Source organism: Lysinibacillus sphaericus, from assembly GCF_015844675.1.
GTDB lineage: Bacteria > Bacillota > Bacilli > Bacillales_A > Planococcaceae > Lysinibacillus > Lysinibacillus sphaericus_E.
On the sequence record NZ_LDGC01000070.1, the window covers coordinates 1 to 26,694 of the forward strand.

Consider the following 26,694-nt stretch of genomic DNA (forward strand, 5'->3'; position numbering starts at 1 on the left):
TTATGAAACAAGTAATGGTGAACAGGTGGAAATTAATGTAGCTGTGTTAGTGCTGAGCCACTCTCGTATGCGATTCTTTTATATGAGTATTTCCAAATCGCAAGCAGTTTTATTTTCTTTCTTAACCGACACGTTTGAAAAAATGGGTGGTGTACCAGAAGAACTCATCACTGACAATATGAAAACTGTGATGGACGAAGCACGAACAGAACATTTTGTAGGAAAAGTAAATACGAAGTTCGCTCAATTTGCGAGAGATTTTGGATTTAAGGTGAGGCCGTGTGTAGCAGGTCGTCCTCGTACAAAAGGAAAAGTGGAAACAACGATGAAATTACTAGATGAAATCCACGCCTATCAAGGGAAGTTTAATATAGTTGAGTTACAAGCCTATATTGAAAAACTATGTAATCGTATTAATCATGAAATTCATCAAGGGACGAATAAAATTCCGATTTTAGAATGGCAAAAAGAAAGGAATCACTTACTCCAGCTACCAACTGAACGAGTAAGAGATTCCTATCGAATCAACCATACGCTTGTGAAAGTCAATGCATCGAGCATGATTTCCTACAAGTCCAATCAATACTCCGTACCACCGGGGTATCAAGGCAAAAAAGTAGGGCTACAAGTGTACGATAATCAATTATGGATTTATTATAACATGGAATTAATCGCACAACACAAAATAAGTGAAGCAAAACTAAATTATCAAGAGGCGCATTATCGTGAATTAATGGCAAAGGCAATGCCTGAATACCCTGATATTAACGATTTAGCGAAACGGAACTTAGCTGCGATTGGAGAAATGTATAAATGAATTCATTAATGAGTACAAATTACCAGCAACTACAGCAAAACTTAGCGTATTTAAAATTAAAGCAAATGGGCATCCATTTGAATGAAGTCATCGACTTTAGTATTAAAAATGAACTTTCTTTTATTGATACACTTATAAAATTGACAAACTATGAAATTGATGTACGTGAGCATAATATGATTCATGCGATGGTGAAAGTCGCTGCATTTCCACATTTAAAGGAAATAAAGGATTTTAATTTTGATTTTCAACCAAGTATTAATCAACAACAAATACTCGATTTTCAAAGTCTTCGTTTTATCGAAGAAAATGAGAATATTGTATTCCTTGGTCCAAGTGGTGTCGGTAAGACCCATTTGGCCACAGCAATCGGTATTACTGCAGCTAAAAAACGAACAAGTACCTATTTTATAAAGTGCCATGATTTAATTCAGAATCTGAAGAAAGCCCGTTTAGAAAACCGCTTAGAGAGCCGTTTAAAACATTATACGAAATATAAACTACTAATCATTGATGAGATTGGTTATTTACCAATTGATCCAGAGGATGCGAAGCTGTTTTTCCAGCTCATTGATGCCCGATATGAGAAACGTAGCACGATTTTCACAACGAATGTGAACTTCAAATCATGGGATGAAATTTTCCCTGAACCGAAGTTAGCGAATGCGATTTTAGATCGTATTTTACATCACGCAAGCGTTGTCTCAATCGTAGGCGATTCATACCGATTAAAGCATCATTTAACCTCGGAAAACGAGTAATTTTGTACATCCTTAAACGAGCGAAAATGTACATATTGGTGTTGACATTTATATGTATCCAAAGTTCTGTTTCAAAAAGTATCTCTGATTCACTCGAATTTCAATAAAATTGATATGACGGATGTAATCTTTGAAAACTGTGACTTATCTAACTCAACATTTAACGAAGGGATTATCCATCGAGTTACGTTTAAAAACTGCAAACTGTTAGGTGTTGATTTCTCAGAGGCCCATTTAGGAAACGTTTCTTTTGAAGGGTGTATCATGAATTTATGTAACTTTGGCCTAGCAAAATTTAAACAAATTTGTTTCAATCAGTCATCATTACGTAGTACAAGCTTTTACGATTGCCAATTTAAAAAAGTGAAATTTGAACACTGTAATATTGATGAGGTTGATTTTAGCGATACGCCGCTAAATAATGTGGATATTAGTACGTGTAAATTTGAACGATTAAATGTAACGATAAAAAATTTAAGTGGCTGTGTGATTTCCACTGAACAAGCAATTGGCTTTGCTGAATTGCTAGGTTTAAAGGTTAAACGATAGTATTGACTAGTTACTCAATTGAATTTACTTATTCTATATCGTAAGATGCAACTATTGAGAAAAAGAGGTATTTGATCAAGGGCAGAATCTGCCTTATGATGAAGCGTTTATTAAAGATAGGGGAGAAAATTTTGAATCAAAAGGTAGTATGGGAGAATGAAGAACAGTTTGGTTGTGAGTATTTAAGCATTATCAAAGAAGAAAAAACTTTTCAGCGAAAGGGACAATTATATATGTAGAAGGGGATGAATCTAATGCTCATATTGTGGAATACAAAGTTGATTTAGACTCCAATTGGTTTACTAAAAAATTGACAATAATAGTTGATGAACACAACAGTTTAAAATTAACGTCTGATGGAAAGGGAAAATGGTTCGAAAATGATGGACAAGTAATTGATAAGCTAAAAGGTGCAATTGATATTGATATATCTGCAACACCATTTTCAAATTCACTTCCTAACAATAGGATGAATTGGGTCCTTAATCGAAATGGTGTACATATCTATTCCATCTCTCGAGGTAAAAAAAGTTCCCCAATCCTATACATATTTAATTAACAATGGTAAATTGAGATATTTTAAATACCGTTCGTATGATTATGAAACAATTATATGTGTAGACGAACAGGGTTTGGTTATAGACTATCCGAATGTATTTAGAATAATAGGATAATCTCAAAAATATTTATTGGATATACAACAACATTGCACACAGTATTTATGAGACTGCATTTACTGTACCTGCAATGCTTGTAGCTATAGTAGCATAGTTATTTTTGAAAAAAAGCTAAAAATAAAAATGTTGTATTTGTGTATGTAAAACATTTAACTTGTGCATTCATTTGCACTATTATTTAGTTTATTAATACTCTTTATCTAACTATTTCTATAGGCAGTATTTATATAACATAATTTGTGATTATTGATTATATTTAAAAAAACGTAAGTAAAAAACCTAATGTGACAAAGATTCTACATTAGGTTACCATTAGAGACCAGGTTTTTACATGTTGTAAATTAACCTGGTCTCTTCTATTTTAAGACTAAATGTTTAATCTGTAGTAATTAAAAAGAAAAAGTGTTTTACCATTTTTGTATTTTACAAAGATGTATTTACTAAATCTATAGTGTTTTTAATAAAATCTTGATAATGCGTTTTGGGTAATGAATCTATGTTGCTAGCAGCCTTTTTCGCATAAATAAGTGCTTCCTCTATTTTTCCAATTTGCATAAGACAAATTGCCCTATATGAATAAGCCGTGTAAAGAATACATAATTCAAGCGGGTAAGTAGTTGAGCCCGGCATCTTGAACTTTTCAAACGCCTCTAAGGCTTCATTGAGTTGTCCTTTTCCTAGTAAAGCCTTACCTTTTTCAAGATAATAAAAATCACTTCCGATATTCCCCTTTAATACTGTTGCAAATTTATCTAAGTAGAAAAGAGCTTGTTCATAATCTTTTGGTATTTGATTATAATAATGAGCTTGAAGCAACAGTGTATAAGCTAAGGACTTATCATTTTCACTGAATACAGCAAATTGTTCTGACTTTTTTATAAAATAAGCATAATCGTTTTCATCATTATGAAGAAGGGCTTGGAATGCTGCAATCCGGAAAATATTATCCATCTTATAATAGACCATTCTTTTCTTAGCCATAACAATTAATTGATTAAGCTTTTCTTTCCCTGATTTATATTCGCCTATCCCAAAAAGTAAGACCATTTCAACGTAATTCGCCTCTAATTTAACTAGCATATCAATAACTTTTGCTTTTTCATCATACTCTTTTCTTACATTTCTTAACATATTCAGGGCATTAAGATACTCGCCCTTTTTTGCATGGTGTTCTACTACATATAATTTGACAGCTAAACAGTGGCTATAAAGAGATAATCGATCATAGATTGATATAGCCCGATCTATCAACATTTCTCCATTTTTTTCATCGGACTTCATAACTGTTCTTCCGGAAATTTCTAATATCCTAGCAGATTCCAATGAAATGGGGAACTGTTGGTCAAAAATGTTTTGCGTCAAATTAATTATCTGTTCATCATTATTTTTTTCATATTCTTCCTCTAATATATTAAATAAGTTTTTTAGCTCATCAGGAGTAGGGCTCCCTAACAGATATTGAAGATCACAGCCCAACTGGTGCGCTATAAATTTTAAACTGTCCATTGAAGGGTTAGCGCGCCCATTTTCAATCATACTTAACATTCCTTTGGACATTTTATTCCCTGTTAGTTCTACAAGTGTCATACCTTTTTCTATTCTTAATTTTTTAATTCGTTGTCCTAACTCATTCATTTTCCAACATCCTTGAAATTCAGTTTATAAGTTCAATTATATTAAACTTCAGCTTGAAAAGGCAATTATTACATGTTACGATAAAGTTCAATTTGATTGAACTTTCTTGAGTTGAAGTTAATGAAATTAGGAAAGATATTTTTTAGAAGAGAGCTCTCCTTTAAAAAAATTGAAAACGAGGGATGAAAAATGAGTGAATGTATTGAAAATGAATCAGGGCAAAAACTTGATATAGGTGGCATCGAATTATACTATGAATTGTTAGGTGAACATCACGATGGTCCTACACTTGTTTTCGAATCAGGGTATGGAGTTACTTTAGAAAACTGGAATCCGATTAGAGATGAAGTATCAAAGTTCTCAAGAATGTTTATTTATGACAGAGCAGGAATCGGAAAAAGTGAAATGGATGACAGACCTCGGAATAGTAGACAAAGTGTCGATAACTTACGTATATTACTAAAAAAAGCAGGTGTAAAGCCACCGTATGTATTAGTAGGCCATTCAATCGGAGGATTAAATGTAAGATTATTTGCAAGTGAATATCCAGAGGAAGTCGCAGGAGTAGTTCTCTTAGATTCATCTCATGAGGATCAAAATAAAATATTGCCTCCCTTATTTACAAAAGAAGTTCAGGAAGCGTATTATAATCAATTTACTATAGAAGGATCTCTTAAAGAGATTGAAGAAAGTTTTGAGCAAGTTCGTACTTCTAAATCTTTTGGAAATATCCCATTGATTGTCGTTACAGGAGGTTTGCAGCCTTTTCATACAAAGGAATCAATGGCTGCTTGGATGAGACTTCAAGGAGAGCTTGCAAACTTGTCAACAATTAAGCAACATATTATCGTTGAAGACGCTGGGCATGCGATACATTTTGATAAACCAGAAGTTGTTATAGGGACAATAAGAGATATTTTAAGTATTGTAGTAAAGAATGATAATAGATAATGCTTTTCATTTTACTACTCTGCATCTGGAATGGCGATATTAGTGTGATAGTTGAATTCGTAATAGACGATGAAAGTAAATATATCAAATAAACAAGAAGTAGTCAGTAGAACTATTTGAAATGGCCTCGAGTTAGAGGCCTTTTATTATGCATTTAAAAGCATCGATCGTAAAGAATCTATATTTTTGACAGAGAAGAAAATGAACCTATATTTGTCATTTAGGTTGAGAAACATTGGCTAAGAGAAATAACTCATCCTTTAGAGAAGATGAAGGAGTAGCTGAAGAAGTTTCGAATAAGCTTTGCAAATACATAAGAAAGAGGGGGAAAGTATGAAGGTTTACAAATAAGACCAAGATATTCAATCTTGGTCTATGTTCATTCTTCTAATATTTTGAAATGAAAATTTTAAAAATTACTTCCGAATATTAGTGAGCAACTTGTCCGCCATCAGCTACATAAACATAGCCGTTACAGAAGCTTGCTGCGTCTGAAGAAAGGAATACAACGACTTCAGCAATTTCTTCTGGTTTAGCAGCGCGGCCCATTGGAACGTTGGACACAACTTCATTCCAAACTTCAGGGTTATCTTTCCACATTTGAGTCATTGGTGTTTCTGTTAAACCTGGCGCCACAGCGTTTACTCGGATACCGTCTTGAGCGTGATCAATGGCAGCTGCTTTAGTTAAACCATTCACTGCGTGTTTTGCTGTTACGTATGGGGCCATATTTGGATCGGCAATAACACCAGCTACTGAAGCTGTGTTTACAATTGTACCTCCGCCATTAGCAATCATGTATTCAAGTTCATGTTTCACGGCAAAGAATACACCTTTAACGTCAACTGCCATCACTTTATCAAAAGTGTCTTCTTCAATATCAACGAATTTTGTTGGTTTATTTAACACACCTGCATTGTTGAATGCGTGATGTAATCCTCCAAATTTTTCTACTGTCTTTTCAACAAGTAATTTTAATTGCTCTGGGCTTGTTACATCAGTTTTAAAGAAAACTGCTTCTCCGCCTGCTTGTTGAACTAGTTCTACAGTTTCTTGTGCACGGTCATCCACATCGCCAATAGCAACTTTCGCGCCACGACGTGCAAAAGCTAGTGCTGTAGCACGACCAATACCAGTAGCTGCTCCAGTAATTAAGACAACTCGACCTTCAAAATCTTTACCATTCATATTATTGCCTCCCATATTTGTCAGTCTTCTTTACATGTGTAGTATAGCTTTCCTTAAAAAACGTATTCAATATTTTTGAATGCATGAGCTTATTCCTTTATAGTAATAAGGATAAGAAGGTGAGTAATAATGCAAATAACGCAATTAGAATATTTTATAGTAGTAGCGCGCTTGGAACATATGTCGCAAGCCGCTTTAGAATTAGAGGTTTCGCAATCTTCATTAAGTAAAACGATAGCTCGTCTAGAGGATGATATAGGAGTACCGCTCTTTGATCGAAAAGGGAAATCTATTCGTTTGAATGAATATGGACGAATATTTTATGAAAAGGTGGAAAAGGCTTTAAATGATTTACAAGAGGCGAAAACAGAAATTCAAGAACTGGCTAATATTAGAGAAGATAGTGTAGCGATTAATGTAATGAATTCAAAACTATTGCCAAAATTATTTTATGATTTTTATAAAAAGCGCCCGAATGTTAAAATCCGACAGTATTTATTACCGGATAAACTAGCTCTTCAAAAATTAATTTGTGGTGAAATTGATTTAATGATTGTCATCAATCCTATAAAAGATGACAGAATACAATGGGTTCCGTTATTTACAGAAGAAGTCTTTTTAGTTGTCCCGAAAAATCATCCGTTAGCAGCTAATGAAAGTATTTCATTGATTGAGACAAAGGATGAAATGTTTATTTTGTCAGAAACAGGTCAAAATTTCCGTGCAACAGAAAATCAATTATTTGAAAGAGCAGGTTTTACGCCGAATATTGCTTTTGAAGGTGAGGATTTATCGATTATTTTACAATTAGTGAACGAAGGAAAGGGCATCTCTTTTATTTTCAAATATTCATTTTTAGATCAGTATTTAGACAATGTAAAGATATTAAAAATTTCAAATCCTGATTGCTTTCAAACCGTAGGGATTGCATGGAATAAAAAGAGAATAAGTTCATTTGTCGTAAACAGTTTTCGTGACTTTGCTATTTCATTTTTGAAGGATAGTACAATATAAGGCGAAAGAAACCTCCATAATGAGTCTTGGAATACTTTTTCGAGTAAAAGCATGAATGTTTACAGAATGAAGGCGTTCATGTTTTTAAATATGAATTACGACTTGATACCCAAGAATCATAAAGTTCTACATTAGCGATCCCTACGAAATATGGTAGATGAAGCGGAGCACATCAAAAGAGGCTGGGACATAACTAATTTGTCCATTATGAAAAAAGGATAATTTTTAAATTAACAAAGAATATAAATAGAAAACCCGAACTATTACGAAATACGGAATGCCCGTTTCGTAATAGTTCGGGTTTTTCATTGGCTAAAATCCTTTTGTCCCAGCCTCTTAACAAAACTATATGGAACTAGTGAACTTATGAGGTTTTTCAGCTTTAATTGAGGCTACTTCGCCGCATTTTTGACACAGAGTAAAAATAAGTGAAGAACCATTAGAAAAAAATTTGTCGACTGGTTTTAAAGCTGCATAGCCATCAAGTTTACCTTCTGAAAATGAATCGTTACCACAAGCTTTACAAATCAATTTGTTGTTGTCCATAGTACCACCTCAGTATGTAATATGTGTAAATTATAACATAAAAAAGGATGGTATTTTATAGACAATCAGCTATGCAAAAATGCGGAACAGAATAACTTCTTAATAAAGCATCTTTGGTGGTAATAGGATTGTGTGAAACTTATTTAAACGCAAGCCGTAATATATTAATAAAGAAAGGAGGGGGTAACTTGAAAAAATACCTATTATTCACATTGTTTTTCGTGGTAGCATTTTTAGTATTGCAAGTATTGTCAGGGATGCTATTAACAATGTTTTATACGCCCAGCAACCAATGGGTAGAGGCTTCTGCTTTACCATCGCAAGTGATGTTTGGAAATACTAGTTCAATTGCGCCACTTGGTATATCTTTAATCGCGTTGGTCATTGCTTTTGGTAGTGTTAAGCTAATCAAAAATAAGGCTGTTCATTAATTGAAAAAGGACGCGAAAGTGGGGAAAGCTAACTCCAATTATTTATTCGCCATTAGAAAAAAGAAGCGTATTCGGAAAGGTTGAATACGCTTTGTTAATTGACAGTAAGTTTATGCAATAGAGCTTTCTTACGATGTTTAATTAGCTAGCACCAAAAATGTTATTATGCTCAATCCGTATATGCCCATAAATCCAAGACTCATTTTCGATAGTTTAGTGCTAATTGAAAAAGCTTTTTGCAAGCCTTCTTTAAAAAGGTGCACAATGAAAATTGATACTGCTAAGAAAAACGATACGATCGCAATGATCAACGTGATTTGTTCCATTATAATTACCTCCTGTGATGATCTGTATTGTAGAATAATAAACAAATTAATCAAACCGACAAGCAATAAAACATTGCTCATTCGAATACCCAAAATTTCTCGTTCATTTATTTCGATTTTCCACGCATCCACTATACCTCTTAGTAAATCGATCGTCATAAAGAATGTCCAATCTTTTTGTTCTAATAGATCAAGTATTTCATCGCCATATCGTTTTCTCCAACTTTTTGGATACAAATAAATTAACAAGTTCATATAAGGCCAAGCCTTTTTGAGCCAAGTGTAGTTATTGCTTGGATTTCTTTAATTTGGTTGCTTAAATATTCTCTTCCTGCATCTGTTAGCCTGTAAGGTTTTTTGCGATCATCTGATTCAAGCACTTGAATATAACCAGCTTTTTCTAAACGTGCAATTGCTCCATATAAAGTTCCAGCACCTAGCTTAATACTATAATTTGTTTCAATATCCTCCATAATCGCATAGCCATGACAATCTTTTTCTGCAAGGCTAATCAAAATAAACAATGAAGGCTCAGAAAATCTATCCTTTTTCATACAATACCTCCTTTTAATAGTTTGTTACGTTTGGCGATATAACGTATAACGTAATAATAACTTATATTTACAATTAATTCAAATATAAGTTATTAATGGTTTTAAAATGGAAGTGTAGGCGTTGTTTAGTTTGTAATTTCAATAGGGGACTTAAAGTGAATAAACAATCGCAGTTAGTATATTAAATCACCAATAGATACGTTAGATGGATTAATGACTGTATTCATTTTATAGTCACTTTTTCAGTAAGAAACAATTAAACGGCTTGAATCCTTTAAACTTAGGACTCAAGCCGCGAATTAAATTTACTTTTCAAAACACTTTAACTTTCATGAGAGGAAGATGACGGTTAGGAAACACAGTAGATGGGATAGAGCCTATTTTCTTTGCTCCCATTTTTAAATAAAAACCTTCTGCATTAGGTTCACTATCAAGCGTAAACTCGCATATTCCTAACTCTTTTGCTTTATTTAATAAATGGTCCCATATCATTTTCCCGAATCCTTTACCGATATAATCAGGATCTATGAATAATGCATCTAATTTCATTTCATTAATAGTTAAGCTATAAAATGCTATGATCTTGTTGTCACTCTCCATGACGAAAACTGGATTTTCTTCTATGTACTCTTTTGTTACGGTTAAATCCTCTTTACATTGTTGCAGGAAATCTTCTGTATATCCCCAGTAGGCTTTTGATTTATAGGCTAAATTGCTTAATAAATGACAATCTTGAACGTTTGCTTGCCTAATTATCACGATAATCCCTCCGCTAAAATTGTATTTAATACTATTTTGAATATAAATATACATCATATGAGAAAGATAATGTGCAGTAAACTATTTGCATATTGATGGATTCTATTTTTTAAAACTTCCCGATTGTAATTCAATTAAACTGCTGGAAGAAGAAAGAAGGATACTATTTTTCTTTATTTTCTCGAGAAGGTTTTGCAAAAGGCATACGTAAATAAATAAAAGTTAACATCCAAAAAATGCAACCTAATAAAATATGAATTCCACTTTCATGAAGTTTTATTCCGCCATCACTAAGTAATACTCCTGTAAAAAAACCTAAAATAATTGCAGTCAAAACATTGAAGAATTTCAATCGAACCCCACCTTTTGTAAAATTCAGTTTAATTATAACAAATGAAGAGGGAGTTTAAGGGTATTTAATTTTGCGGAGCATGAAAACTTACTACCGCAGTAATGAAAAAAATGGATTTATTAACAATGGCGATACATTGTTAAAAGTTTCGCTATTGATTTATTAACGGATCAGCTTGCTATTTCTTTTCATACTTTTTACTATCCCATGCCCAATTTGCAAAAGCATAGATGATTACAAACAATAAGGAAAAGAAAAAATTTTCAAGTATAGCCCAATTTCCATTTCTGAAATAATCCCAAATCGTAATAAATAAAAACATTATTAAAAAACAAAAGATGTATATGTATTTTCTTGTAAACGGCATTTAATTCACCTCATATGTAAATATTAACATAAAAGAGCACATAGCGTTTTTCCAGAATGGCCACTCATTTAAGAGTGACCTTCTTTGTAATATCCCTAATACACGTGTTAAATTTTGTTCCATATGACCATAAATTGTGCTGCTTCCGATTCGAGCGCAATTAGGTGATCTTCAGTAGAAGGTTCTTCTGAAATTAATCGTCCTTTTTGGACGTTTAAAATTGCAGGTTTTATATCTGGTGAATGCTCAATGGTGAAGTCAGATTGATTTAATAGTGTCAAAGATGAACGGCATTTATTTTTATCTATTCGTTCGTCCTTCCCTTTGAAATATAACTTGATTAAGTGTGGAACACCATCAATCATTAATCCAAGTTCTGGTGATGAGCGAACAGTTAAATATTCGCTATACCAATTTGATTTGCCTGGTTCAAACCATTCGATTTCTTTATTTTTAATAAATTTTAAATGAGCTTTCACTGCTTCTAGGTAATTTTTTTGTTTTGTTTGAGAAGCCTTTTCAGCAAGATCAAGCAAGTAATCGTTACTAAATTTTTTCTCGTGAAATTTTCGGATACCATCCCGTAATGGTTTCCAGTAATCAAAAGCAGGATTGTATTCATCTTGATATTTTATTTGTCTAACCATTGAGGTTTTTCCAGTAACACCTTTGAAAGTAAAGTCCGTAAATTGTGTAAGACCGATAGATACTTTTTTTGAAGACATTCATAACAGCTCCTTTTACAAAATAAACGTCAAACCACTGTATTCACAGCAATTCAAAGCCATTTATCAAAATGATGAAAACCTAAAATATGCATCTGTTTTATTTCTCTGGACAGAAAAAGGGGCGTAACTACAAGCTATATCGCTAAACACCGAACAGTAGCGGCAGTCAAGATGCTATGCAATGGAGATTTTATATGGTGGAATTTATGAAAATAATTGATCATAGAAGATTATAGTAGCGATTGCACGAGTATATGACAGAATTCGTAGTTTAGAAGCATGTTAGTTAGCAAATTGATGACATGGAAGTGGATAGGGTCATTAATGGCCAGTAAAGGGTGATGGAATGAGTGGTATAAGTGATGGATCTAGAGGTTGGCCGAGATAAAATATAGTAAGTGAAATATGGGTTAATCTATATAGCAATAAAAAAGCTGCCTAACAGTTACCTGTTAAACAGCACATGGATATTGTAAATATAAAACAAAAAACAGGAAAAATCAACAAATTTTTCAGCATTTATTTTGCTTCTGTTTATTTGCAAAGCTTGACTGAAAATGAGTAATCTTACCAGTAAAAATGTCAGTCACTGCGTCAACAATGCATAGCAGTCATCGATCTCAAGCGCAATGTAAGCAACGAAGTGGGATGTGAACGTCGAAATTTGGCGTGAATAAATGATTGAAGTTCCATTTTTAGGAATGATAGAATAAGTGATATAGAAAGAATAAAACAAATGAATTTAGTAACGTAACCATAAAATGTCTGAAGCGACTAGGTTCTTCCATATACTAGTGAGCTAAGATTGGAAAAAATCTATTAAATTGGAGGTTAGTTCTATGCCCTTATTCAAGTACGGAGTGTTAAAAGGAAAAGTTGTTGACGTGAGACCTGTGGATTCATTTGACAAAACCCCTCATTACCAAGTGCATGTTCGGGCAACAAAGAAGGACAAAAGCGCGGAGAATTATAGGATTGCGATCAATGTCGCCTCAAAGGTAGAGCCATCAGAAGTCCTGTATTTTGTGAGTGAAGATTTTAACTCGAGTCAAATTACCATTATCCCTAATTTCGAAGAAGGATTTACAGAGGTTACTAGTGAAAATCATGAAATTGCCTTAGATTATATTCGTGGTGGCTTATTTGATCCGTCAAAAATGATTCCTCTCCCTGCAACAGAAAATGGACCAGACAATGACTTAAATGAAAAAGTGAATAAGTATATACAAGAGGCTATGACAAAAAAAGCTACAGTTTACGCTTACGGTGAAAAGTTTAAAAATGAAGATAAGGTAGATAAATATTTTGGCTTTTCTCCAGGCAGAGGTATTCACGATATCCATATGAATCAAGGAAATAGTAGAGATTTTAGGAAAGACGACGGGATATGGCAAGATGGTGGTGTCCTCATTCATTTTGAGGAGGAAAACAGATGGGTTGGTATATTCCTTGCTTTCCAATCTCAGTCTTGGTGTACAGATGACCAAGGACATGCTACGAAGCCAGTTAGTGCATGTAACCATACGAATAGAAAATCAGCGATAGAAATTTGATTGCGAAGAACACTTTAAATAGCCCAGAAACTCAATTTGATTTTGAGCCTGGGCTTTTTATATTTGCACATGTTTATTTTTAATAGTATTTGACAAAGAGCAAATGAAAAGGGGCTATTCCTTTTCTACACGTTACGCCAAATGCTCATACTTTTTATATACTATACGAAAAGAAGTAAACGCAGCATAAGCTAGCGTTATTTTTTATGCCCTCCACAGATAATTGTGGAGGGATTTTATATTGCAAATAATAAAATAAAGTATGGGTTATGTGAGTGATTGAATGGTTACAACGTTTTTTAGAATCATGTAGTTCAAAGTTAATAGATATATTTTAGCGTAAAGTTTTAAGTGTCAGTATAATGGATTAAAAAGACGGAATTTATTTTCAGAATATTTTGTAAATTTTTGTTAGTTGTGCTTGTTTTTACAATTCCTTTAGCACTTCTAGATATTGTTTATTAGATTCTCGATCATTTTAAAATTGACTAATGATGATAAGTGCATAGATCCCTTTATTGATTTTTTCAAAGGCATAATCCAACGAGAGGAGAAATGAGAAAATGACTTATATTATAGAAAAACGCTTAATGTCCGGATTGCCGAACTTAGCTTTAACTGCAGTTAAATATGTTATTGCTCATGAATCTGGCAATTCGAATAATAATGGACCGAATGCTTTGGAAAATGAATTAGCTTTTATGAATCAAAATAAAGCCAATGCCTTTACTTCTCACTGGGTAGGGGGTGGTGGACGGATCGTGCAAGTCGCGCCAGTTAATCGTGTGCAATATGGTTGTGGTCCTAAAGGTAATCCACTTAGCTATGCACAAGTAGAGTTGGCTCGAACAAATGACAAAGAACAATTTAAAAAGGATTATGCTGCTTATATTTGGTTACTAAGAGAACTTGCAAAAGAGGCGGGTTTACCTATTGTACTTGATAGTAGTGGCAATGGTATTAAGTCGCATCGTTGGGTCGCAGATACTTTAGGCGGTACAACTCATAATGATCCATTTCCGTATTTACAAACTATGGGAATCACAGATGAACAATTCAAACTAGATATTAAAAATGGTTTGGATCAACAACAAACAGATAAGGATGATGACATAATGCGATTTACAAACGAAACTACCAAAGCAGCAGTTCGTGATTATATTAAACAATCAGTAGATAAAAAGCTAATTGATAAGTTATGGTTAGATAAATTTGACCAAGGAACTTTGACAGGTGGCGATTTTGAAGGACTAAAAATCATCATTAAACAACGTGGTGGTTAACAGCAAAGCCCAGGTACTCAATGTATTTTGAGCTTGGGCTTTTAAAAAAGGAAATAGACATAATCGTCTATTTCCTGTTCCATAACTTTTAATTTTGCTTTATGTTTAGCTTTTGGAATCGAGTGAAACTGCTCGTATCGACACATTCTACATGAGCAATGGATTTTTCCTTTGCTCAATCTGCCGCGTTCAGGCATGTCTTCACTTTCTCTTAACATAACGTCTTTTAAAATGGTCCATTTCTTTCGAATAATTCGCTCTCTCTGATGGCGAATATAAGCTTTTGAACGATTTTTCATAAATATCAGCTCCCTTGAGAAACCCAAGCTTGCATGGAGGTCAAAGGATGAAACGGCACTCCCTACAAGCTTGGTAGGTAGCTGATATATTGGATTGATTGATTCATAGGTTCATTCCTTTTTAAGAAAAGCCGCAGCGTCTTCACACGCTACAGCTTCGAATTGGTTATGCCCTTTGATGGTGTTCACGACATTATTATATCACACCGCAGGAGGGAAACGTATGTTGAAAGGGCAAAAAAAGGTAACGAAAGAAAACTTATGCTGCGTTTACTTTAAAATTATATACATTGTCCATGGTCAAAAACTTGTTAAAGGTAATTCTCTCTTTTTGTCGAATTGAGTAGATGAAAGGAGATGATTCCTGTGCAAGAAGTAAAAAGTAGTCAAGAAACCATCATTGCAGAAATCAGAGCGTACCAAGAATTTATCGATGAATGGGAACAAGAATTATTGAAGGTACAAGCTGATTTGGATAAATGTAAAGAAAGAGTTTTGCTATTAAATGAATTAAAAGAACGTGTTACACCTGGCTCAAGAACTGAAATCGTAAAGGCAAATATTGATATGGCTGTAGATGAAGTAGTAGAGTTTACTAAAAAAGAGTCTCATTTAAGTGGGAATATTAAAACTTATCAAGAGTTTGTAAATGAATTAAATAAAATGCTCTAATATCAAGCCTTCCACAGATAATTGTGGAGGGCTTTTTTATGTAAGGAGTTTACAATATGGAAGGCATGAATTCATTGTAGTGATGGTCTTAATTAGACATCTTTTAAAACAGCATCTATTAATCGTCGATCTGATTTATATTTTGCTCTGTTTGGTTGACCTTCTGCTCTAAGTATATCTAAAGTATTTAAGTTAGCTATAACAGAGAAAAGAGTACCAAATTGTTGTTCTTTTAGATTTAAACAAACATGACCCTTGGTTTCCGACATAATTGATTGGGCAATGGTAAGATCCATACTATTTACGTTCTGTTTAAGACGGGTATCTAATGTTTCAAAACGCTCTTTTGATTTGCTCCAATTCCAACTTTCGGTTAATGATGTACTTTCGTGATGATTTGTACAATGAATGTAATTATTAGTAGGAAGGCGTACTTGATAACTATTAGGAGTAATCTCTACAACAGCCATATTCCCTTGAGGATCTGCTAACAAATAGTTATTTGCCACCGAACTCGGGAATCTTTTCAACACTTCTAATCCTTCATCTACCGTACAACAATTTTCTAAAATATATTTAACAGCAAAATAAAAATTCAGTCCTGGTTTAATTCCGTCATGAGGAACGGATGAAATCCCTACAAATAATCCGTGTTCGTTTATACCATCAACTTTTCCGATAAAGCAATCTGATTGCCCGAGGTATTTATTTTTATCATCAAAACAAACAAGTGAGGACTCAGTAATATTTTTAAGATCAAAGAGCATATCATAATTTCGGCCAATAAACATTTCTTTACCGTTAAAGGCGGAGAAAATACTACATTGACCTGCCAATTCGAATACGCCAATACTTAAGAGAAACGAGCTAACTTCTTCAAATGAAGAATGACAACCTTCAGCAAATCCTTGTATCTCATTCACAATATGGGGATCAAAATCTGTAAGAATTTGTTTGCACGACTCCCCATATTTTAATTTTTCTTCCGTTACTTTCGGAAACCTAAAACCATTTTTATAAAGAATTTCTGCATAATGCTTTCCTGCCTCATAAGAATTTCCTTTTAATCTCGGATGATACATCGTAATTCCCTCCATTATTATGTGTATGTAAAAAGAATAAACTCTCCAGTAGGGGGAGAGTGTAGCCTGTAATTATTAAATAACTCTAAACACAAAGGCCCAGGCGCTCATAAAAGTATGAATGCCTGGGCCTTTTGTGTTTATTGGTCATACGGTCTGTATTTTTTTACGAAGTGACTCAAGTTCATTTTTTTCTAGCAGCATGCTTTTTAAAACCATTTTAGGTGGTTCTAACTGCCCCAAACGAGCTTTTGATATTTCCAACAGCTCAGCTGCTTCGCATGCAGTTAACAATTTTTCATTTAGAAATTCAGGTATTCTATTTACTCATATGAAGAAGGTGGGGGTTAACCTCCTTCGAGTGACTTATTTTTTATTTACTGGTACAACTACTGTTACTTTTTCTCCAATAAATCTGTTAACTTTTGAAGTACTATCAAATACAAACTTTAATTCTTTGACACCTTCTAAACCTTCTTCACCTAAATCAAAAATAACCTCACCTTTTTGAATGACTTTACCAATAAATTCAGATTCAAAAGAGGAAATCATTACATTTGAATCAATTTGACGCTTTGTATCAGTGATCATTTTAGATGTGCTTGGATGGAAATCAACAGTATCGTCAGATAAATTTTCTCCTGTAATAGAGAGGATAAGTACATTTGTTTCAGCAGCTGTTTCAATTAATTCAGGACTTTGTGCAACTAGTTTAGCTGTCTTCATTTCATCAATTGAAAATTCTACATCTGCACTTTTATATTTTTCATTTGGGCCTTCATATAAATCAGTGATTGTATATGTACCTGCAAAATCATTTTTCACTACATCACCAACATTCGCTTCTGTTAAATTATCAGCTTTATTCGCCTTACTTTCTTCTTTGATTTCAATGGAAGTAGAACCGGTTACAGCTGTATCAAGTGAAGCTGCATACTTAGCAAATTCATTATCTTCCATATCGCCATTCATTTGTAATAAAAACAGTCCACTTTGGTGAGTGTGAGAATAAAACAAAGGACCTGAATTTCCTAATTCATCATAATAACTCTTTGCCTTTTTTAGATTTTCTTCATTATCGAATAAAAATAATCGACCACCCGAATCATCACCAAGTGATGGAATTAAAATTCGTTTGCCTTCTTTTCGGATGTTTCCAAATTCATCTTTTGGTAAATCTGAAACTTCACCTAGTTCTAGACCATCATCTTTAAAATGTTTCATGACGTCATCTACTGTTTTCGCAAGAACTTTTTGTGACTCTTCAGCTTTAGTATTATTCTCTTTTTGTGGTTCTTCCTTAGCTTTGTCCTCTCCACAACCAGCCAATCCTAGGCTTAATACTAATGCTGCACTAAAGATTAATTTTTTCTTCATTTATAAAATCCTCCCTCTATATTACTATTCTAGGTAATATTAGTGAAAAAGTACATGTTAAAAAACAAACAATTGTTATTAATAACCTTATTCTATAATAAGATCTTGCTGTATTATTATTGATTACTTGCTAAATACCAATGGTATGTCTAAAAATAAAAAACAACAATAATTGCGAATAGGGGAGTGAACTATGGTGATGTAGTTTATTGAAATATATTGACGATGGTATGAAATCAAATTCGTGTATGGAATGAATTTTTAATAGGAACGTTCAAATAAAGGAAAACACCTTAATTGTACTCAGCCATAGTGATATCAGCAGAGGTTGGTATGTTTGATTAACTTAATCACTTATGTAACCTCCTTAATATTTATCAAAGGTAATTTCTTTAAATAACTTTAACCACTTAGGGACTTTTTTACCATGATAAAAATTCATATGGATATATTCGTAAGGTGGTATCACGAGGTAACAAAGAGGTAACAACTGCACTTGTCAAAGCGTGATATATTAACAGATGAAGAAACAGGGAATACCAACTAAATAGACGTTTGCGAGAACGTCAACACTTCGAAGTCACATCTAACTAGGTGTGGCTTTTTATTTTGAAATTGGTGTTACAACTATGGTGAGGTAATCGTTGGCAGAAAAATTTATTGGCATTAATGGTATGATCATAGTCCAAATTGATTTGTTCCAGTTGAATCGATTATGGAGATTTGTAGGGTTTACTTATACGAGATTAAAGCCCGTGCTTTACATATTATGACTAATATAATGAAATTGATTGTTGATTAAAAAGTATTTGATTTCAGTTGCATATTAAATCATAAAGGAGAATGATGAAGTGAATTTTGGTTATTACCCAAATTGGACTGTATATACTCAAAATGCTCTTGTTCAAGTACCTGGTGGAGGTGATTTCAAATGATGCCAAGAAGAATGCCAGGAGGAATGCCAGGTGGAAGGCCAGGAGACCCAGGAAGAGTCCCCCCAGGAGGAATCCCGGGAAGAGTCCCAGGAGGAATGCCAGGAGGAATGCCAGGAGGAATGCCAGGAGGAATGCCAGGGGGAATGCCAGGAGGAATGCCAGGAGGAATGCCAGGGGGAATGCCAGGAGGAATGCCAGGGGGAATGCCAGGAGGAATGCCAGGAGGAATGCCAGGAGGAGTCCCAGGAGGAGTCCCAGGAGGAATGCCAGGAGGAATCCCGGGAAGAGTCCCAGGAGGAATCCCAGGAAGAGTTCCAGGAGGAATGCCAGGAGGAATCCCAGGAAGAGTTCCAGGAGGAATGCCAGGAGGAATCCCAGGAAGAGTCCCAGGAGGAATGCCAGGAGGAATCCCAGGAAGAGTCCCAGGAGGAATGCCAGGAGGAATCCCAGGAAGAGTCCCAGGAGGAATCCCAGGAAGAATCCCAGGAAGAGTCCCAAGAGGAATACCGATAGGAATACCAGTTCCAGTCCCAGGAGGAGGAGTCTACCCAGTCCCAGGAAGTGGAGCTCCAACATCACCACCACCTCAATATACGCCTCAAAGGCCTCAAGGGTTTAATTACCTAATAGATCCGGGCGTTATGTCAAATTGCCTTAATCAATATACGTATGTTTGGGCGACCGATGGAAGTGAATTTTGGTATTTTCCAACTACTTTAGGAGCGAACTCTGTAGGGGGGTATTATTATGATGGATATCAGTGGGTATATTTTACCTTAGATACACAGTATATTGCTGCAGCTGTTTGTAGTTAGAAATTCAAACATGAGTTGTCTAATAATAATCAAAGTAAATGAATGTAGTATGAAGTTCTAATAAGAATTATTATGTTTAATGAAGCATCTCAATTGAGGTGCTTTTTATTATGCATTTAACTATAAATTGTGGAGGAATGAACAATGATTAAAGAAGTACGCAACCAAGAACTAATCGCGTTCATCCTTAGCGGTGAATTGATGAAGTTCTATAAATCCAAAGAGTGGATGGATTTACGACTTGATGCATTGAAGCGAGATAATTATGAATGCCAGTCTTGTAAGGCAGCTGGTCGTTATCACATGGCGGAGAATGTTCATCATTTTAAAAATGGGCTTGAGGAGGATTTGAAAGTAAATCAATATAATGAAATAAAGAAAGAATTGAACTTATTAAAAGACTTAATAGCAAATAAAGCTAATTTACATTCTTTATCCGAAGTAGCCTCAACACATAAAGGAGCATGGGAATGGGCTATTAAAGAGGGTATCATCAAAGAAGATGGAAAAAGCACAAATTCTACTGCTGCACTTACCCATGAACATATGGCAACAATGCTCAAACGTTATCATGATAAGTATGTAGCTAAATGAAATACTAAGGCCAAGATAGCTTAATGGCTATCTTGGTTTGTTTTCTGGTCTGTCTTTTTATTGATAGTGAAATTATTCCCAAGTATTACAATTGAAATAACTAAGCCTTTTAATATAGAGCTTAAAACACCAGGTTCCATCAATTGATTCAACGTTATACTGAAGCCGAATATTATGACTACACCCAGAATGGTCTTTATCCATGGATTCATTTTGTTGCCTCTTTTATATGTATTTATATACAGTTTATTGGAGTTAAATGATAAAGTAAATGAAAAAACTTTATAAAAAGTGTGAAAGGAAGACAATTAAAAACAGTAGAATATAAAATAAAATCCATTTTTTAGGTGTGTAACAAGTGTTTAACAAACCAACCCTCGTTACACAAAAAAGTCACCGAAATCACGAAAAAGTCACATTTCCCCCGAAAATACTGAGAATTATCTAAATGCTCATCCAGAATTAAAGGGAATTTATGAATCTTATACTGATATCGAAAGACAATATTTTTGGGATTCTATCAATAACGCTCGTGTACCATTTACTTCGTCTAATTTCGATTCCGACTTTGAAATAACGCCAAGGTTTGCTCCAGTTGTTTGGTTCGTTGCAGCCACATGTGCTAAACTAGTTGCGAAACAACTCCCAAAAGTTACAGTAAAATTTACTTCACATGCAGTTAGTAGAGCAAACGAACGAATGATTACTTCAAAGGCAGTCGCTAATACCATTGTGAATGGTAGAAAATATATGAACAAATACACACGTGCTAGAGCGGTATATGATAAAGAAAAAATATAAATGTTGTTTTTGTTGGAAATTCAAAAGAAGTAGCAACTATTTACAAACCTGATTCTGGAGAAATTGCTTCAAAATTTATTAGTAGTAATTGGAAGTGGTAATTATGGCAAGAATAAACGATAGGTCATTTAGTGCATCGAAAACAAGTTTAGAGATAGAAATATTTGAAGGAGATTCAGTTTCTAGTGATATATTTATTAAATTCTTTTGCGGTGACAATCAATTAGATTTTAAATTTGCGGCTTTGCGAAGCGACCTTATAATGTTACATACATTAATCCTGAATAATTGGGACGAATTACTGGAAGCTGAAGTATGGGACTCGACTGAACCTTCATTTTCTATTTTAGCAAACAAAAGCGAGTTAATTGATGAACAAATATATCAATTCCAATTCTGGATTGATGCTGGTGAGTATACATCACGCAGATCTACTCGTTCCGGTATTGGTGTTACAATTTATCAAGATAGAGAAACTATTGAAGATTTTGCATTGCAGATACAAAGAGAGTTGAATTAGATTTTTTAAAGCCCAGGTACTCAATATTAATTTTGAGCCTGGGCTTTATTCTTTTATAATATTGGTATATTTAGTAATTCAAAGTGTACTTTATAATAATACATAATAGGAGCGATGAAGCTATGGTTAAAGCTTTAAATTGTCCAAACTGTGCTGCAACGTTTGATCCAAAGGAAAATGTTTGCGAGTACTGTGGTAGTTATATCATTACAGCAAAAGCAAAACAAATTACTTATGATTCCAATGAATTTAAACTAGCAAATAAAAAAATCTTCTTCCACGAGATTGAAATGAATACTAATGAATTTCCTATTCGCTCAGGTGTAGCAAATATGTACTACAGTGCAACTAAATCTGATGGAGGCCGTTTGCTATTAACAAACCAACGTCTGATTTTTTGCGCTCACGCTTTTAATATTAATCCTAACTTATATTGGGAACTATATTTGGATGAAGTAGATCAAGTTGAACTTGGTTTAAACCTTCTTATAACACAAAGAATTCATATTTTTGATCAAGAAGAAAACGAAACAATCTTTGTGGTATACGGTGGGAAGCATTGGTTAAATGAATTAGATCATGCATTAAACCGAATTAAATAGAGGAACACAACATGCAAATGACCAGGCGCTCATCTAATTGAGTACCTGGTCATTTTGTGTTTAGTATTCTCTTACTTCAAATGAAGCAATCTTATCATGTACGATATATTCCGTTACTTTTTTATAAGGAGATATTGTTTTAGAAAATTTGAATGTTGGTGTGCCTTGTGCAATTTCAAACTAATTTAAGTAGTTGTTTAAAACGGTATTTGTAACATCATATTCTTTTGTTATGCCGTTTACCAATGTGATACTTTAGAATAGCATTCGATGATTCATTGTTTAAATTTTTAACAATAACTGTAGCAGTCGCAACTAGTTCTGTGTTTTCAACCTTAGCAGTAATGATTGCTTGACCTTCACGAAGAGCAGTTACATTACCATTTGGGTCTACAGTGGCAATTGATTCATCACGTGATGACCATATTACATTTGCACTATTTGGTGTCACAGTGGCAGTTAATTTTTCTGAACTGCCTTCAAACAATTCTAAATGATTCTTATCTAATGTAATAGAATCAGTAGAGCTTGTGTTAATTAACTCTCCATCTATATCTATAGCATTAATTTCAAATCGTACAATTTTGTCAAATCCAACTTTTGATGTTTTATCATCCGCATAAATGAAAACGGAATGTTGCTTATCAGTCAATCCAGTTTTTTTATATACTAATGTCAGGTTTATTTGCCCATTTGTTTTAATGCTTTATCCATTTGACGTTCGTTAGATCTCACAGCAGAACTATCTAATGTATCTACACCACGATATGTATATTTGGTGTTTTGATAGAAATCAAATGAGAAATTGTTAATTGGAGATTGTACTTCACCATAGAATCTATTGATTACATTTGCTCTAAATATATTGCTTAACATATATTCTGCATTGTTTATATCAGCTACATAATTTTTACTTTTGTATTCAGTTATGATGTATTTTTCAAAATCTTTGATTTCAGCTTCTGTAGAAGGGTAATCTTTTGCATAAAGCATAACTGCATCATATTTCTCTGTAGGAGTTCCGTTCATTGTAGCGATTTCTTTCACTTTGTCTTGCCAAGTTACGGCAACAGAAGCTACTTGTTCTGATTTTAAACGAGCTTCTTCTTCTTTTGCTTTCTGTTCAGCTAATGCTTTTTCCTCGGTTTCTTTTTTCTCACGAGTAGTTTTGTCTTCAGGAGCTTCTTCCTTTGGTTTTGTAGCTGTTTCAACTTTTTCCTTGTCCTTAGATTTATCTGTGGATTCCGTATTATTAGTTGGTACCATTATAAAACCGATAATAAAGACAACAATCGATATACCTAGTACGAGACCGCCTTTCATTTTCTTCTTTTTAATTAATCCTATTATTAATAGAATAAGACCAGCAAAAATTCCGAGCATACCTAAAAATACTAAAAAATAACTCATATTAAACATTGCCTCCTTCTATATAACTATAATGGAAACTGTAGGTAAAAGTACATACAAAAAAACAGACAACCGTGATTAGTTATCTCATTCGTCAAGAAGACCTAGCTATATTACTTCCATTAATTCTTAGCTAAAATATGAGCGTTTCTCTATAAATAAAAAGCAACCAAAGCAACAAAAAAGCAACCAAAATTCCGATAGCAAGTGAATATCACTGAAATCGAATCATTAAACAATTATTTATCGAAAGTAAACGAGATAATTTATCAAGCGTCCAATCAAATGCATGGGACTATGATTGTAATTACATACCCAGAATTAGCTAGAGAAGAGGTACAAAGGTTAAATAAGCAATGTATAGCGATAGAAAGTTTTGATTTATTAGATGACATCTTGTTCGATGATAGAAATATTCTATTAAACCAATTAACAAAAATAGACGGTGCAATATATATTGATATTGAGGGAAGATGTCATTCTATAGGGGTAATTCTTGATGGGGAAGCAAGCGAGGATGGTGATAGTTCTAGAGGTGCTCGTTATAATTCTGCTTTAAGATATCGTAATAGAAATAATTTGAAAGATCAATGTGTGATAATCGTAATTTCTGAAGACGGAATGATTAATATCATTGGAAAACAAAAAATCGATAGTAAAAAAGAAATTTACGAATTGAAGATAAAATTAAAAGAAGGAAACTTCGATGAAGTTTTAAAACGAGTTGAAGAATTAATTGGAGATGAAAAGTATAATATAGATTACCTTTTTATTAAAGCCGAAGTATTAGTAAAGAATAATGATTATGGATCCGCTATAGATGTATATAATAAAATCCTCGGTATAGAACCAGATCAAGAAAGAGCTTATAATTTAAGGGGTATATGTTATGCATTAGATAAACAATTCGAAATAGCTTTGGAAGATTTCAATAAAGCTATAAAGTTAAAGCCCTTTAATCCCTCATACTATTATAACAGAGGTCTTGCAAATCATAATATCAATAATTTAGAATTAGCTCTTAATGATTATTTAAAGAGTATTGACATAAGTCCTAGTTATACAAATGTGTATGACAAGTATATTGATGTTTGTATTAAACTGAATAACTTTGATAATACACTTGAAATATTAAATAACGCAATTAAATAAAGTCCTGAGAATTCAGAACTTTACAGACTCAAAGCTTATAAATAAGAAATTCAAAAATAATGATGAGGCTCTAAAAAACCTTGAAAAAGCGGTGGAATTGGGGTGTGATGATTCAAGCGTGCATAATGAGATAGAGAAGTTAAAAGAGGTAAATACAATTTAATAGGATGAGAAATTTCACTATTTTAACAAAAGATTAATATAAACTCTTTTGAAACCTAAGCTTTTTTAAAAATTGAGAGATACTACCTAATTCTCAGTATCTCATTAATTTATCTCCAACAATTCCGCAAACTTTTCATGCATCTTCCCAGATACATTAGCACGCATACCAGAAGTAACATGTAAATAAATCTTAGTAGTTGTCACCGAGTTTTTGTGGCCGACACGGTTCATAATGAAATTCATATCTACATCTGCCTCTGCCAGTAGACTAATATGTGTATGGCGGAGGATGTAGGTGCGGAATTGTTTTTAAATGTCGGTGAGGGCTCCAAGACGTCGGACGGTTTGGTTGAGCATCTTGACGGTAGGGGGGATGCCTTCCTTGTCACCGAACACAAAGTCAGATTTTATCCATTCTCGATCTTCACGCAATTGATAGAGTTGCCTCAATTTTTCTACCACAATATCATTAATATCAATTGTACGGATACTGCCCAATGTTTTTGGTGGAGTGAGATCGAAATCACCTCGTATGCTGTTTTTCGCATATACTGTTTTGTTGATGTTAATAACTTTTTTCTCAAAGTCGATATCTTCATACTATAGGGCAACAGCCTCTCCTGGGCGCATACCTGTGAAGGCGATTGTGTAAATCAAAGTACGATACATGATATTACGGTGCTTGTCCACGTAACTTAAAAATTCCTTCAGTTCATCTGTTTCTAAATAAAGCTTTCCTGTTTCCTCAGTAGTAATTTCTTCTAACGTCATTTTCTTATTTACCACGACGTGTAATTTGACGACGTTTACCAGTGGAAGGGGTACGAGGGCCCTCACCAGTACAACGCCAAGTTGTCTTATTTATTTGAACAAAATGCATTAGTTGTCACCACCTACTTCTAATCGAAGTAAACCACAAGGTCTTCAAGAAATTGTGCCTGAATGGTTCAATGAGCGCAATGAGGATAATAGTGAAATTAGTGAGAGTAAACGTATGCGTGTAGGTTTGAAAAAATGAACACAGAAGGGGTAACGTATGAAAGCTATAACATTCATACAACTATGGGCTTTATTGATTGCATTGAAAGTAAAGAAATTTGAAACAAGATCATGGCAAACGATATATCGAGGTCCAATTGCAATACATGCAAGTAAACGATTGATTACGATGCATGTAGTTATCCTGAAATTCAAGAGATCCTATTTAAGTATGGCTTTTATACAACATCATTAATTCCGACAGGTTGTGTCATTGCAACAGCCGTTTTAACGGACTGTTATAAAGTGACTAAAGACAAGTATGCTACTGCAGAAACAACAGGTGACATAATCAACGAACAGGAATACCCATTTGGAGACTATACAGAAGGACGGTTTGCTTGGAAATTAGATCAAGTACAGTAGATGACTAAACCAATTCCTGCAAAAGGGAAACTTAGTTTGTGGGAGTGGGAGCAACATGATTAATAGATTTTGTTCAACTAGGAGGAGAAATATTTTGAAACAAAGCACGATGCTTATAACTTGAAATTCAAAGAACATGAAGTTTTCGAAGGTAAGTTGGTCGTAGTAGATGAATCAGATACACCATTTTTTTGGCTCGATAAGGAAACTGGAAAGGTCAGCTTCGGAGGCGCTTACTTCCACTTATACAGGGAGCAAATATTGTTAGAAACACTACACGAATTTGTAGAAGCAGCCGTAAATTTAGTAAATGATACAGAAGTTTGTAATCATAAAATGGCTTTCCAACAATGTTTGTAAAAATTTGATGAATTA

The 26,694-nt window shown here is 33.9% G+C and carries 33 protein-coding genes and 1 pseudogene; 17 read left to right on the forward strand and 17 right to left on the reverse strand.

Annotation, left to right across the window (positions count from 1 at the left end):
• The 5 genes from ABE34_RS16845 to ABE34_RS25875 form a co-directional block, all read left to right on the forward strand.
• Positions 1-817, forward strand: an 817-nt coding sequence (locus ABE34_RS16845) for a Mu transposase domain-containing protein (protein WP_197142901.1), incomplete at its 5' end; no start/stop codon positions are given.
• Positions 818-825: 8 nt separating this feature from the next.
• Positions 826-1,578, forward strand: coding sequence for an IS21-like element helper ATPase IstB (gene istB, locus ABE34_RS16850; protein WP_197142911.1), 753 nt, complete (start codon positions 826-828; stop codon positions 1,576-1,578).
• A 66-nt stretch (positions 1,579-1,644) separates the two neighbouring features.
• Complete coding sequence (locus tag ABE34_RS16855; RefSeq protein ID WP_197143725.1) at positions 1,645-2,127, forward strand: pentapeptide repeat-containing protein; 483 nt, start codon at positions 1,645-1,647, stop codon at positions 2,125-2,127.
• Positions 2,128-2,356: 229 nt separating this feature from the next.
• Entirely contained in the window at positions 2,357-2,686 is a 330-nt protein-coding gene (locus ABE34_RS25870; RefSeq protein WP_430982170.1) for a putative glycolipid-binding domain-containing protein, read from the forward strand.
• A complete protein-coding gene (locus ABE34_RS25875; protein WP_197143630.1) occupies positions 2,619-2,801 on the forward strand; it encodes a putative glycolipid-binding domain-containing protein in 183 nt (60 codons plus the stop codon). The genes ABE34_RS25870 and ABE34_RS25875 overlap by 68 nt, the downstream gene beginning before the upstream one ends.
• A 426-nt stretch (positions 2,802-3,227) precedes the next feature.
• Here ABE34_RS25875 and ABE34_RS16875 read toward each other — a convergent pair whose 3' ends face one another.
• Positions 3,228-4,439 (reverse strand): helix-turn-helix domain-containing protein, encoded by a 1,212-nt coding sequence (locus ABE34_RS16875; RefSeq protein ID WP_197143631.1) that lies wholly within the window; start codon positions 4,437-4,439, stop codon positions 3,228-3,230.
• A gap of 189 nt (positions 4,440-4,628) precedes the next feature.
• On the opposite strand from ABE34_RS16875, the gene ABE34_RS16880 reads away from it, so the two are divergent.
• Positions 4,629-5,390: an alpha/beta fold hydrolase gene (locus ABE34_RS16880; RefSeq protein ID WP_197143632.1), complete on the forward strand. Its 762-nt coding sequence runs from the start codon at positions 4,629-4,631 to the stop codon at positions 5,388-5,390.
• A gap of 429 nt (positions 5,391-5,819) precedes the next feature.
• Here the strand turns inward: ABE34_RS16880 and ABE34_RS16885 are convergent, their stop codons facing one another.
• A complete protein-coding gene (locus tag ABE34_RS16885; RefSeq protein ID WP_197143633.1) occupies positions 5,820-6,578 on the reverse strand; it encodes an SDR family NAD(P)-dependent oxidoreductase in 759 nt (252 codons plus the stop codon).
• A gap of 129 nt (positions 6,579-6,707) precedes the next feature.
• Here ABE34_RS16885 and ABE34_RS16890 point away from each other — a divergent pair, with 129 nt between their 5' ends.
• Positions 6,708-7,592, forward strand: coding sequence for a LysR family transcriptional regulator (locus tag ABE34_RS16890; protein ID WP_197143634.1), 885 nt, complete (start codon positions 6,708-6,710; stop codon positions 7,590-7,592).
• Positions 7,593-7,937: 345 nt separating this feature from the next.
• Here the strand turns inward: ABE34_RS16890 and ABE34_RS16895 are convergent, their stop codons facing one another.
• A complete protein-coding gene (locus tag ABE34_RS16895) occupies positions 7,938-8,138 on the reverse strand; it encodes a hypothetical protein (RefSeq protein WP_197143635.1) in 201 nt (66 codons plus the stop codon).
• A 188-nt stretch (positions 8,139-8,326) separates the two neighbouring features.
• Between ABE34_RS16895 and ABE34_RS16900 the strand changes: the two genes are divergently transcribed.
• On the forward strand, positions 8,327-8,569 hold the full coding sequence (locus ABE34_RS16900; protein WP_197143636.1) for a hypothetical protein: 243 nt from the start codon (positions 8,327-8,329) through the stop codon (positions 8,567-8,569).
• A gap of 137 nt (positions 8,570-8,706) precedes the next feature.
• Here ABE34_RS16900 and ABE34_RS16905 read toward each other — a convergent pair whose 3' ends face one another.
• From ABE34_RS16905 to ABE34_RS16925, 5 genes are all read right to left on the reverse strand, one after another.
• Entirely contained in the window at positions 8,707-9,150 is a 444-nt protein-coding gene (locus ABE34_RS16905; RefSeq protein WP_197143637.1) for a hypothetical protein, read from the reverse strand.
• A complete protein-coding gene (locus tag ABE34_RS16910; RefSeq protein WP_197143638.1) occupies positions 9,147-9,449 on the reverse strand; it encodes a PadR family transcriptional regulator in 303 nt (100 codons plus the stop codon). The genes ABE34_RS16905 and ABE34_RS16910 overlap by 4 nt, the downstream gene beginning before the upstream one ends.
• A 312-nt stretch (positions 9,450-9,761) precedes the next feature.
• Positions 9,762-10,208 (reverse strand): GNAT family N-acetyltransferase, encoded by a 447-nt coding sequence (locus tag ABE34_RS16915; RefSeq protein ID WP_197143639.1) that lies wholly within the window; start codon positions 10,206-10,208, stop codon positions 9,762-9,764.
• Between the two features lie 163 nt (positions 10,209-10,371).
• Positions 10,372-10,560 (reverse strand): hypothetical protein, encoded by a 189-nt coding sequence (locus tag ABE34_RS16920; RefSeq protein WP_197143640.1) that lies wholly within the window; start codon positions 10,558-10,560, stop codon positions 10,372-10,374.
• A gap of 474 nt (positions 10,561-11,034) precedes the next feature.
• Positions 11,035-11,652 (reverse strand): hypothetical protein, encoded by a 618-nt coding sequence (locus tag ABE34_RS16925; protein WP_197143641.1) that lies wholly within the window; start codon positions 11,650-11,652, stop codon positions 11,035-11,037.
• A gap of 842 nt (positions 11,653-12,494) precedes the next feature.
• Here ABE34_RS16925 and ABE34_RS16930 point away from each other — a divergent pair.
• Complete coding sequence (locus ABE34_RS16930) at positions 12,495-13,208, forward strand: YukJ family protein (RefSeq protein ID WP_197143642.1); 714 nt, start codon at positions 12,495-12,497, stop codon at positions 13,206-13,208.
• Positions 13,209-13,771: 563 nt separating this feature from the next.
• The gene (locus tag ABE34_RS16935; RefSeq protein WP_197143643.1) at positions 13,772-14,491 is read left to right on the forward strand and encodes a peptidoglycan recognition protein family protein; all 720 of its coding nucleotides are present in this window, start codon (positions 13,772-13,774) and stop codon (positions 14,489-14,491) included.
• 41 nt (positions 14,492-14,532) lie between these two features.
• On the opposite strand, the gene ABE34_RS16940 is transcribed toward ABE34_RS16935, so the two are convergent.
• Complete coding sequence (locus ABE34_RS16940) at positions 14,533-14,790, reverse strand: hypothetical protein (RefSeq protein WP_197143644.1); 258 nt, start codon at positions 14,788-14,790, stop codon at positions 14,533-14,535.
• Positions 14,791-15,156: 366 nt separating this feature from the next.
• Between ABE34_RS16940 and ABE34_RS16945 the strand changes: the two genes are divergently transcribed.
• Positions 15,157-15,462: a hypothetical protein gene (locus ABE34_RS16945; protein WP_197143645.1), complete on the forward strand. Its 306-nt coding sequence runs from the start codon at positions 15,157-15,159 to the stop codon at positions 15,460-15,462.
• Between the two features lie 92 nt (positions 15,463-15,554).
• Here ABE34_RS16945 and ABE34_RS16950 read toward each other — a convergent pair whose 3' ends face one another.
• The 3 genes from ABE34_RS16950 to ABE34_RS16960 form a co-directional block, all read right to left on the reverse strand.
• Complete coding sequence (locus tag ABE34_RS16950; protein ID WP_197143646.1) at positions 15,555-16,544, reverse strand: C45 family autoproteolytic acyltransferase/hydolase; 990 nt, start codon at positions 16,542-16,544, stop codon at positions 15,555-15,557.
• A 366-nt stretch (positions 16,545-16,910) separates the two neighbouring features.
• Positions 16,911-17,921, reverse strand: a complete 1,011-nt coding sequence (locus ABE34_RS16955) for a hypothetical protein (protein ID WP_197143647.1) — start codon at positions 17,919-17,921, stop codon at positions 16,911-16,913.
• Positions 17,922-18,736: 815 nt separating this feature from the next.
• Positions 18,737-19,432, reverse strand: a complete 696-nt coding sequence (locus ABE34_RS16960; RefSeq protein WP_197143648.1) for a hypothetical protein — start codon at positions 19,430-19,432, stop codon at positions 18,737-18,739.
• Between the two features lie 383 nt (positions 19,433-19,815).
• Here ABE34_RS16960 and ABE34_RS25880 point away from each other — a divergent pair, with 383 nt between their 5' ends.
• A complete protein-coding gene (locus tag ABE34_RS25880; protein ID WP_241747211.1) occupies positions 19,816-20,265 on the forward strand; it encodes a hypothetical protein in 450 nt (149 codons plus the stop codon).
• 482 nt (positions 20,266-20,747) lie between these two features.
• Here the strand turns inward: ABE34_RS25880 and ABE34_RS16970 are convergent, their stop codons facing one another.
• Complete coding sequence (locus ABE34_RS16970) at positions 20,748-21,023, reverse strand: hypothetical protein (protein ID WP_197143649.1); 276 nt, start codon at positions 21,021-21,023, stop codon at positions 20,748-20,750.
• 146 nt (positions 21,024-21,169) lie between these two features.
• Here ABE34_RS16970 and ABE34_RS16975 point away from each other — a divergent pair, with 146 nt between their 5' ends.
• Positions 21,170-21,586 (forward strand): hypothetical protein, encoded by a 417-nt coding sequence (locus ABE34_RS16975; RefSeq protein WP_197229938.1) that lies wholly within the window; start codon positions 21,170-21,172, stop codon positions 21,584-21,586.
• A 122-nt stretch (positions 21,587-21,708) separates the two neighbouring features.
• Positions 21,709-22,188: a PH domain-containing protein gene (locus tag ABE34_RS16980; protein WP_197143651.1), complete on the forward strand. Its 480-nt coding sequence runs from the start codon at positions 21,709-21,711 to the stop codon at positions 22,186-22,188.
• A 217-nt stretch (positions 22,189-22,405) separates the two neighbouring features.
• On the opposite strand, the gene ABE34_RS16985 is transcribed toward ABE34_RS16980, so the two are convergent.
• Both ABE34_RS16985 and ABE34_RS16990 read right to left on the reverse strand, forming a co-directional pair.
• A complete protein-coding gene (locus ABE34_RS16985; protein WP_241747210.1) occupies positions 22,406-22,840 on the reverse strand; it encodes an Ig-like domain-containing protein in 435 nt (144 codons plus the stop codon).
• A 29-nt stretch (positions 22,841-22,869) separates the two neighbouring features.
• Entirely contained in the window at positions 22,870-23,598 is a 729-nt protein-coding gene (locus ABE34_RS16990; RefSeq protein ID WP_197143652.1) for a hypothetical protein, read from the reverse strand.
• Positions 23,599-23,805: 207 nt separating this feature from the next.
• Here ABE34_RS16990 and ABE34_RS25685 point away from each other — a divergent pair, with 207 nt between their 5' ends.
• On the forward strand, positions 23,806-24,750 hold the full coding sequence (locus ABE34_RS25685; RefSeq protein WP_197143653.1) for a tetratricopeptide repeat protein: 945 nt from the start codon (positions 23,806-23,808) through the stop codon (positions 24,748-24,750).
• A gap of 267 nt (positions 24,751-25,017) precedes the next feature.
• On the opposite strand, the pseudogene ABE34_RS17000 reads toward ABE34_RS25685, so the two are convergent.
• Positions 25,018-25,209 (reverse strand): annotated as a pseudogene (locus ABE34_RS17000) (tyrosine-type recombinase/integrase); the annotation flags it as partial.
• A 306-nt stretch (positions 25,210-25,515) separates the two neighbouring features.
• Positions 25,516-25,686, reverse strand: coding sequence for a hypothetical protein (locus ABE34_RS17005; protein WP_197143654.1), 171 nt, complete (start codon positions 25,684-25,686; stop codon positions 25,516-25,518).
• Positions 25,687-25,951: 265 nt separating this feature from the next.
• On the opposite strand from ABE34_RS17005, the gene ABE34_RS17010 reads away from it, so the two are divergent.
• Together ABE34_RS17010 and ABE34_RS17015 are read left to right on the forward strand one after the other, a co-directional pair.
• A complete protein-coding gene (locus ABE34_RS17010) occupies positions 25,952-26,149 on the forward strand; it encodes a hypothetical protein (protein ID WP_197143655.1) in 198 nt (65 codons plus the stop codon).
• 290 nt (positions 26,150-26,439) lie between these two features.
• Positions 26,440-26,679: a hypothetical protein gene (locus ABE34_RS17015; RefSeq protein WP_197143656.1), complete on the forward strand. Its 240-nt coding sequence runs from the start codon at positions 26,440-26,442 to the stop codon at positions 26,677-26,679.
• Positions 26,680-26,694: the final 15 nt, after the last annotated feature.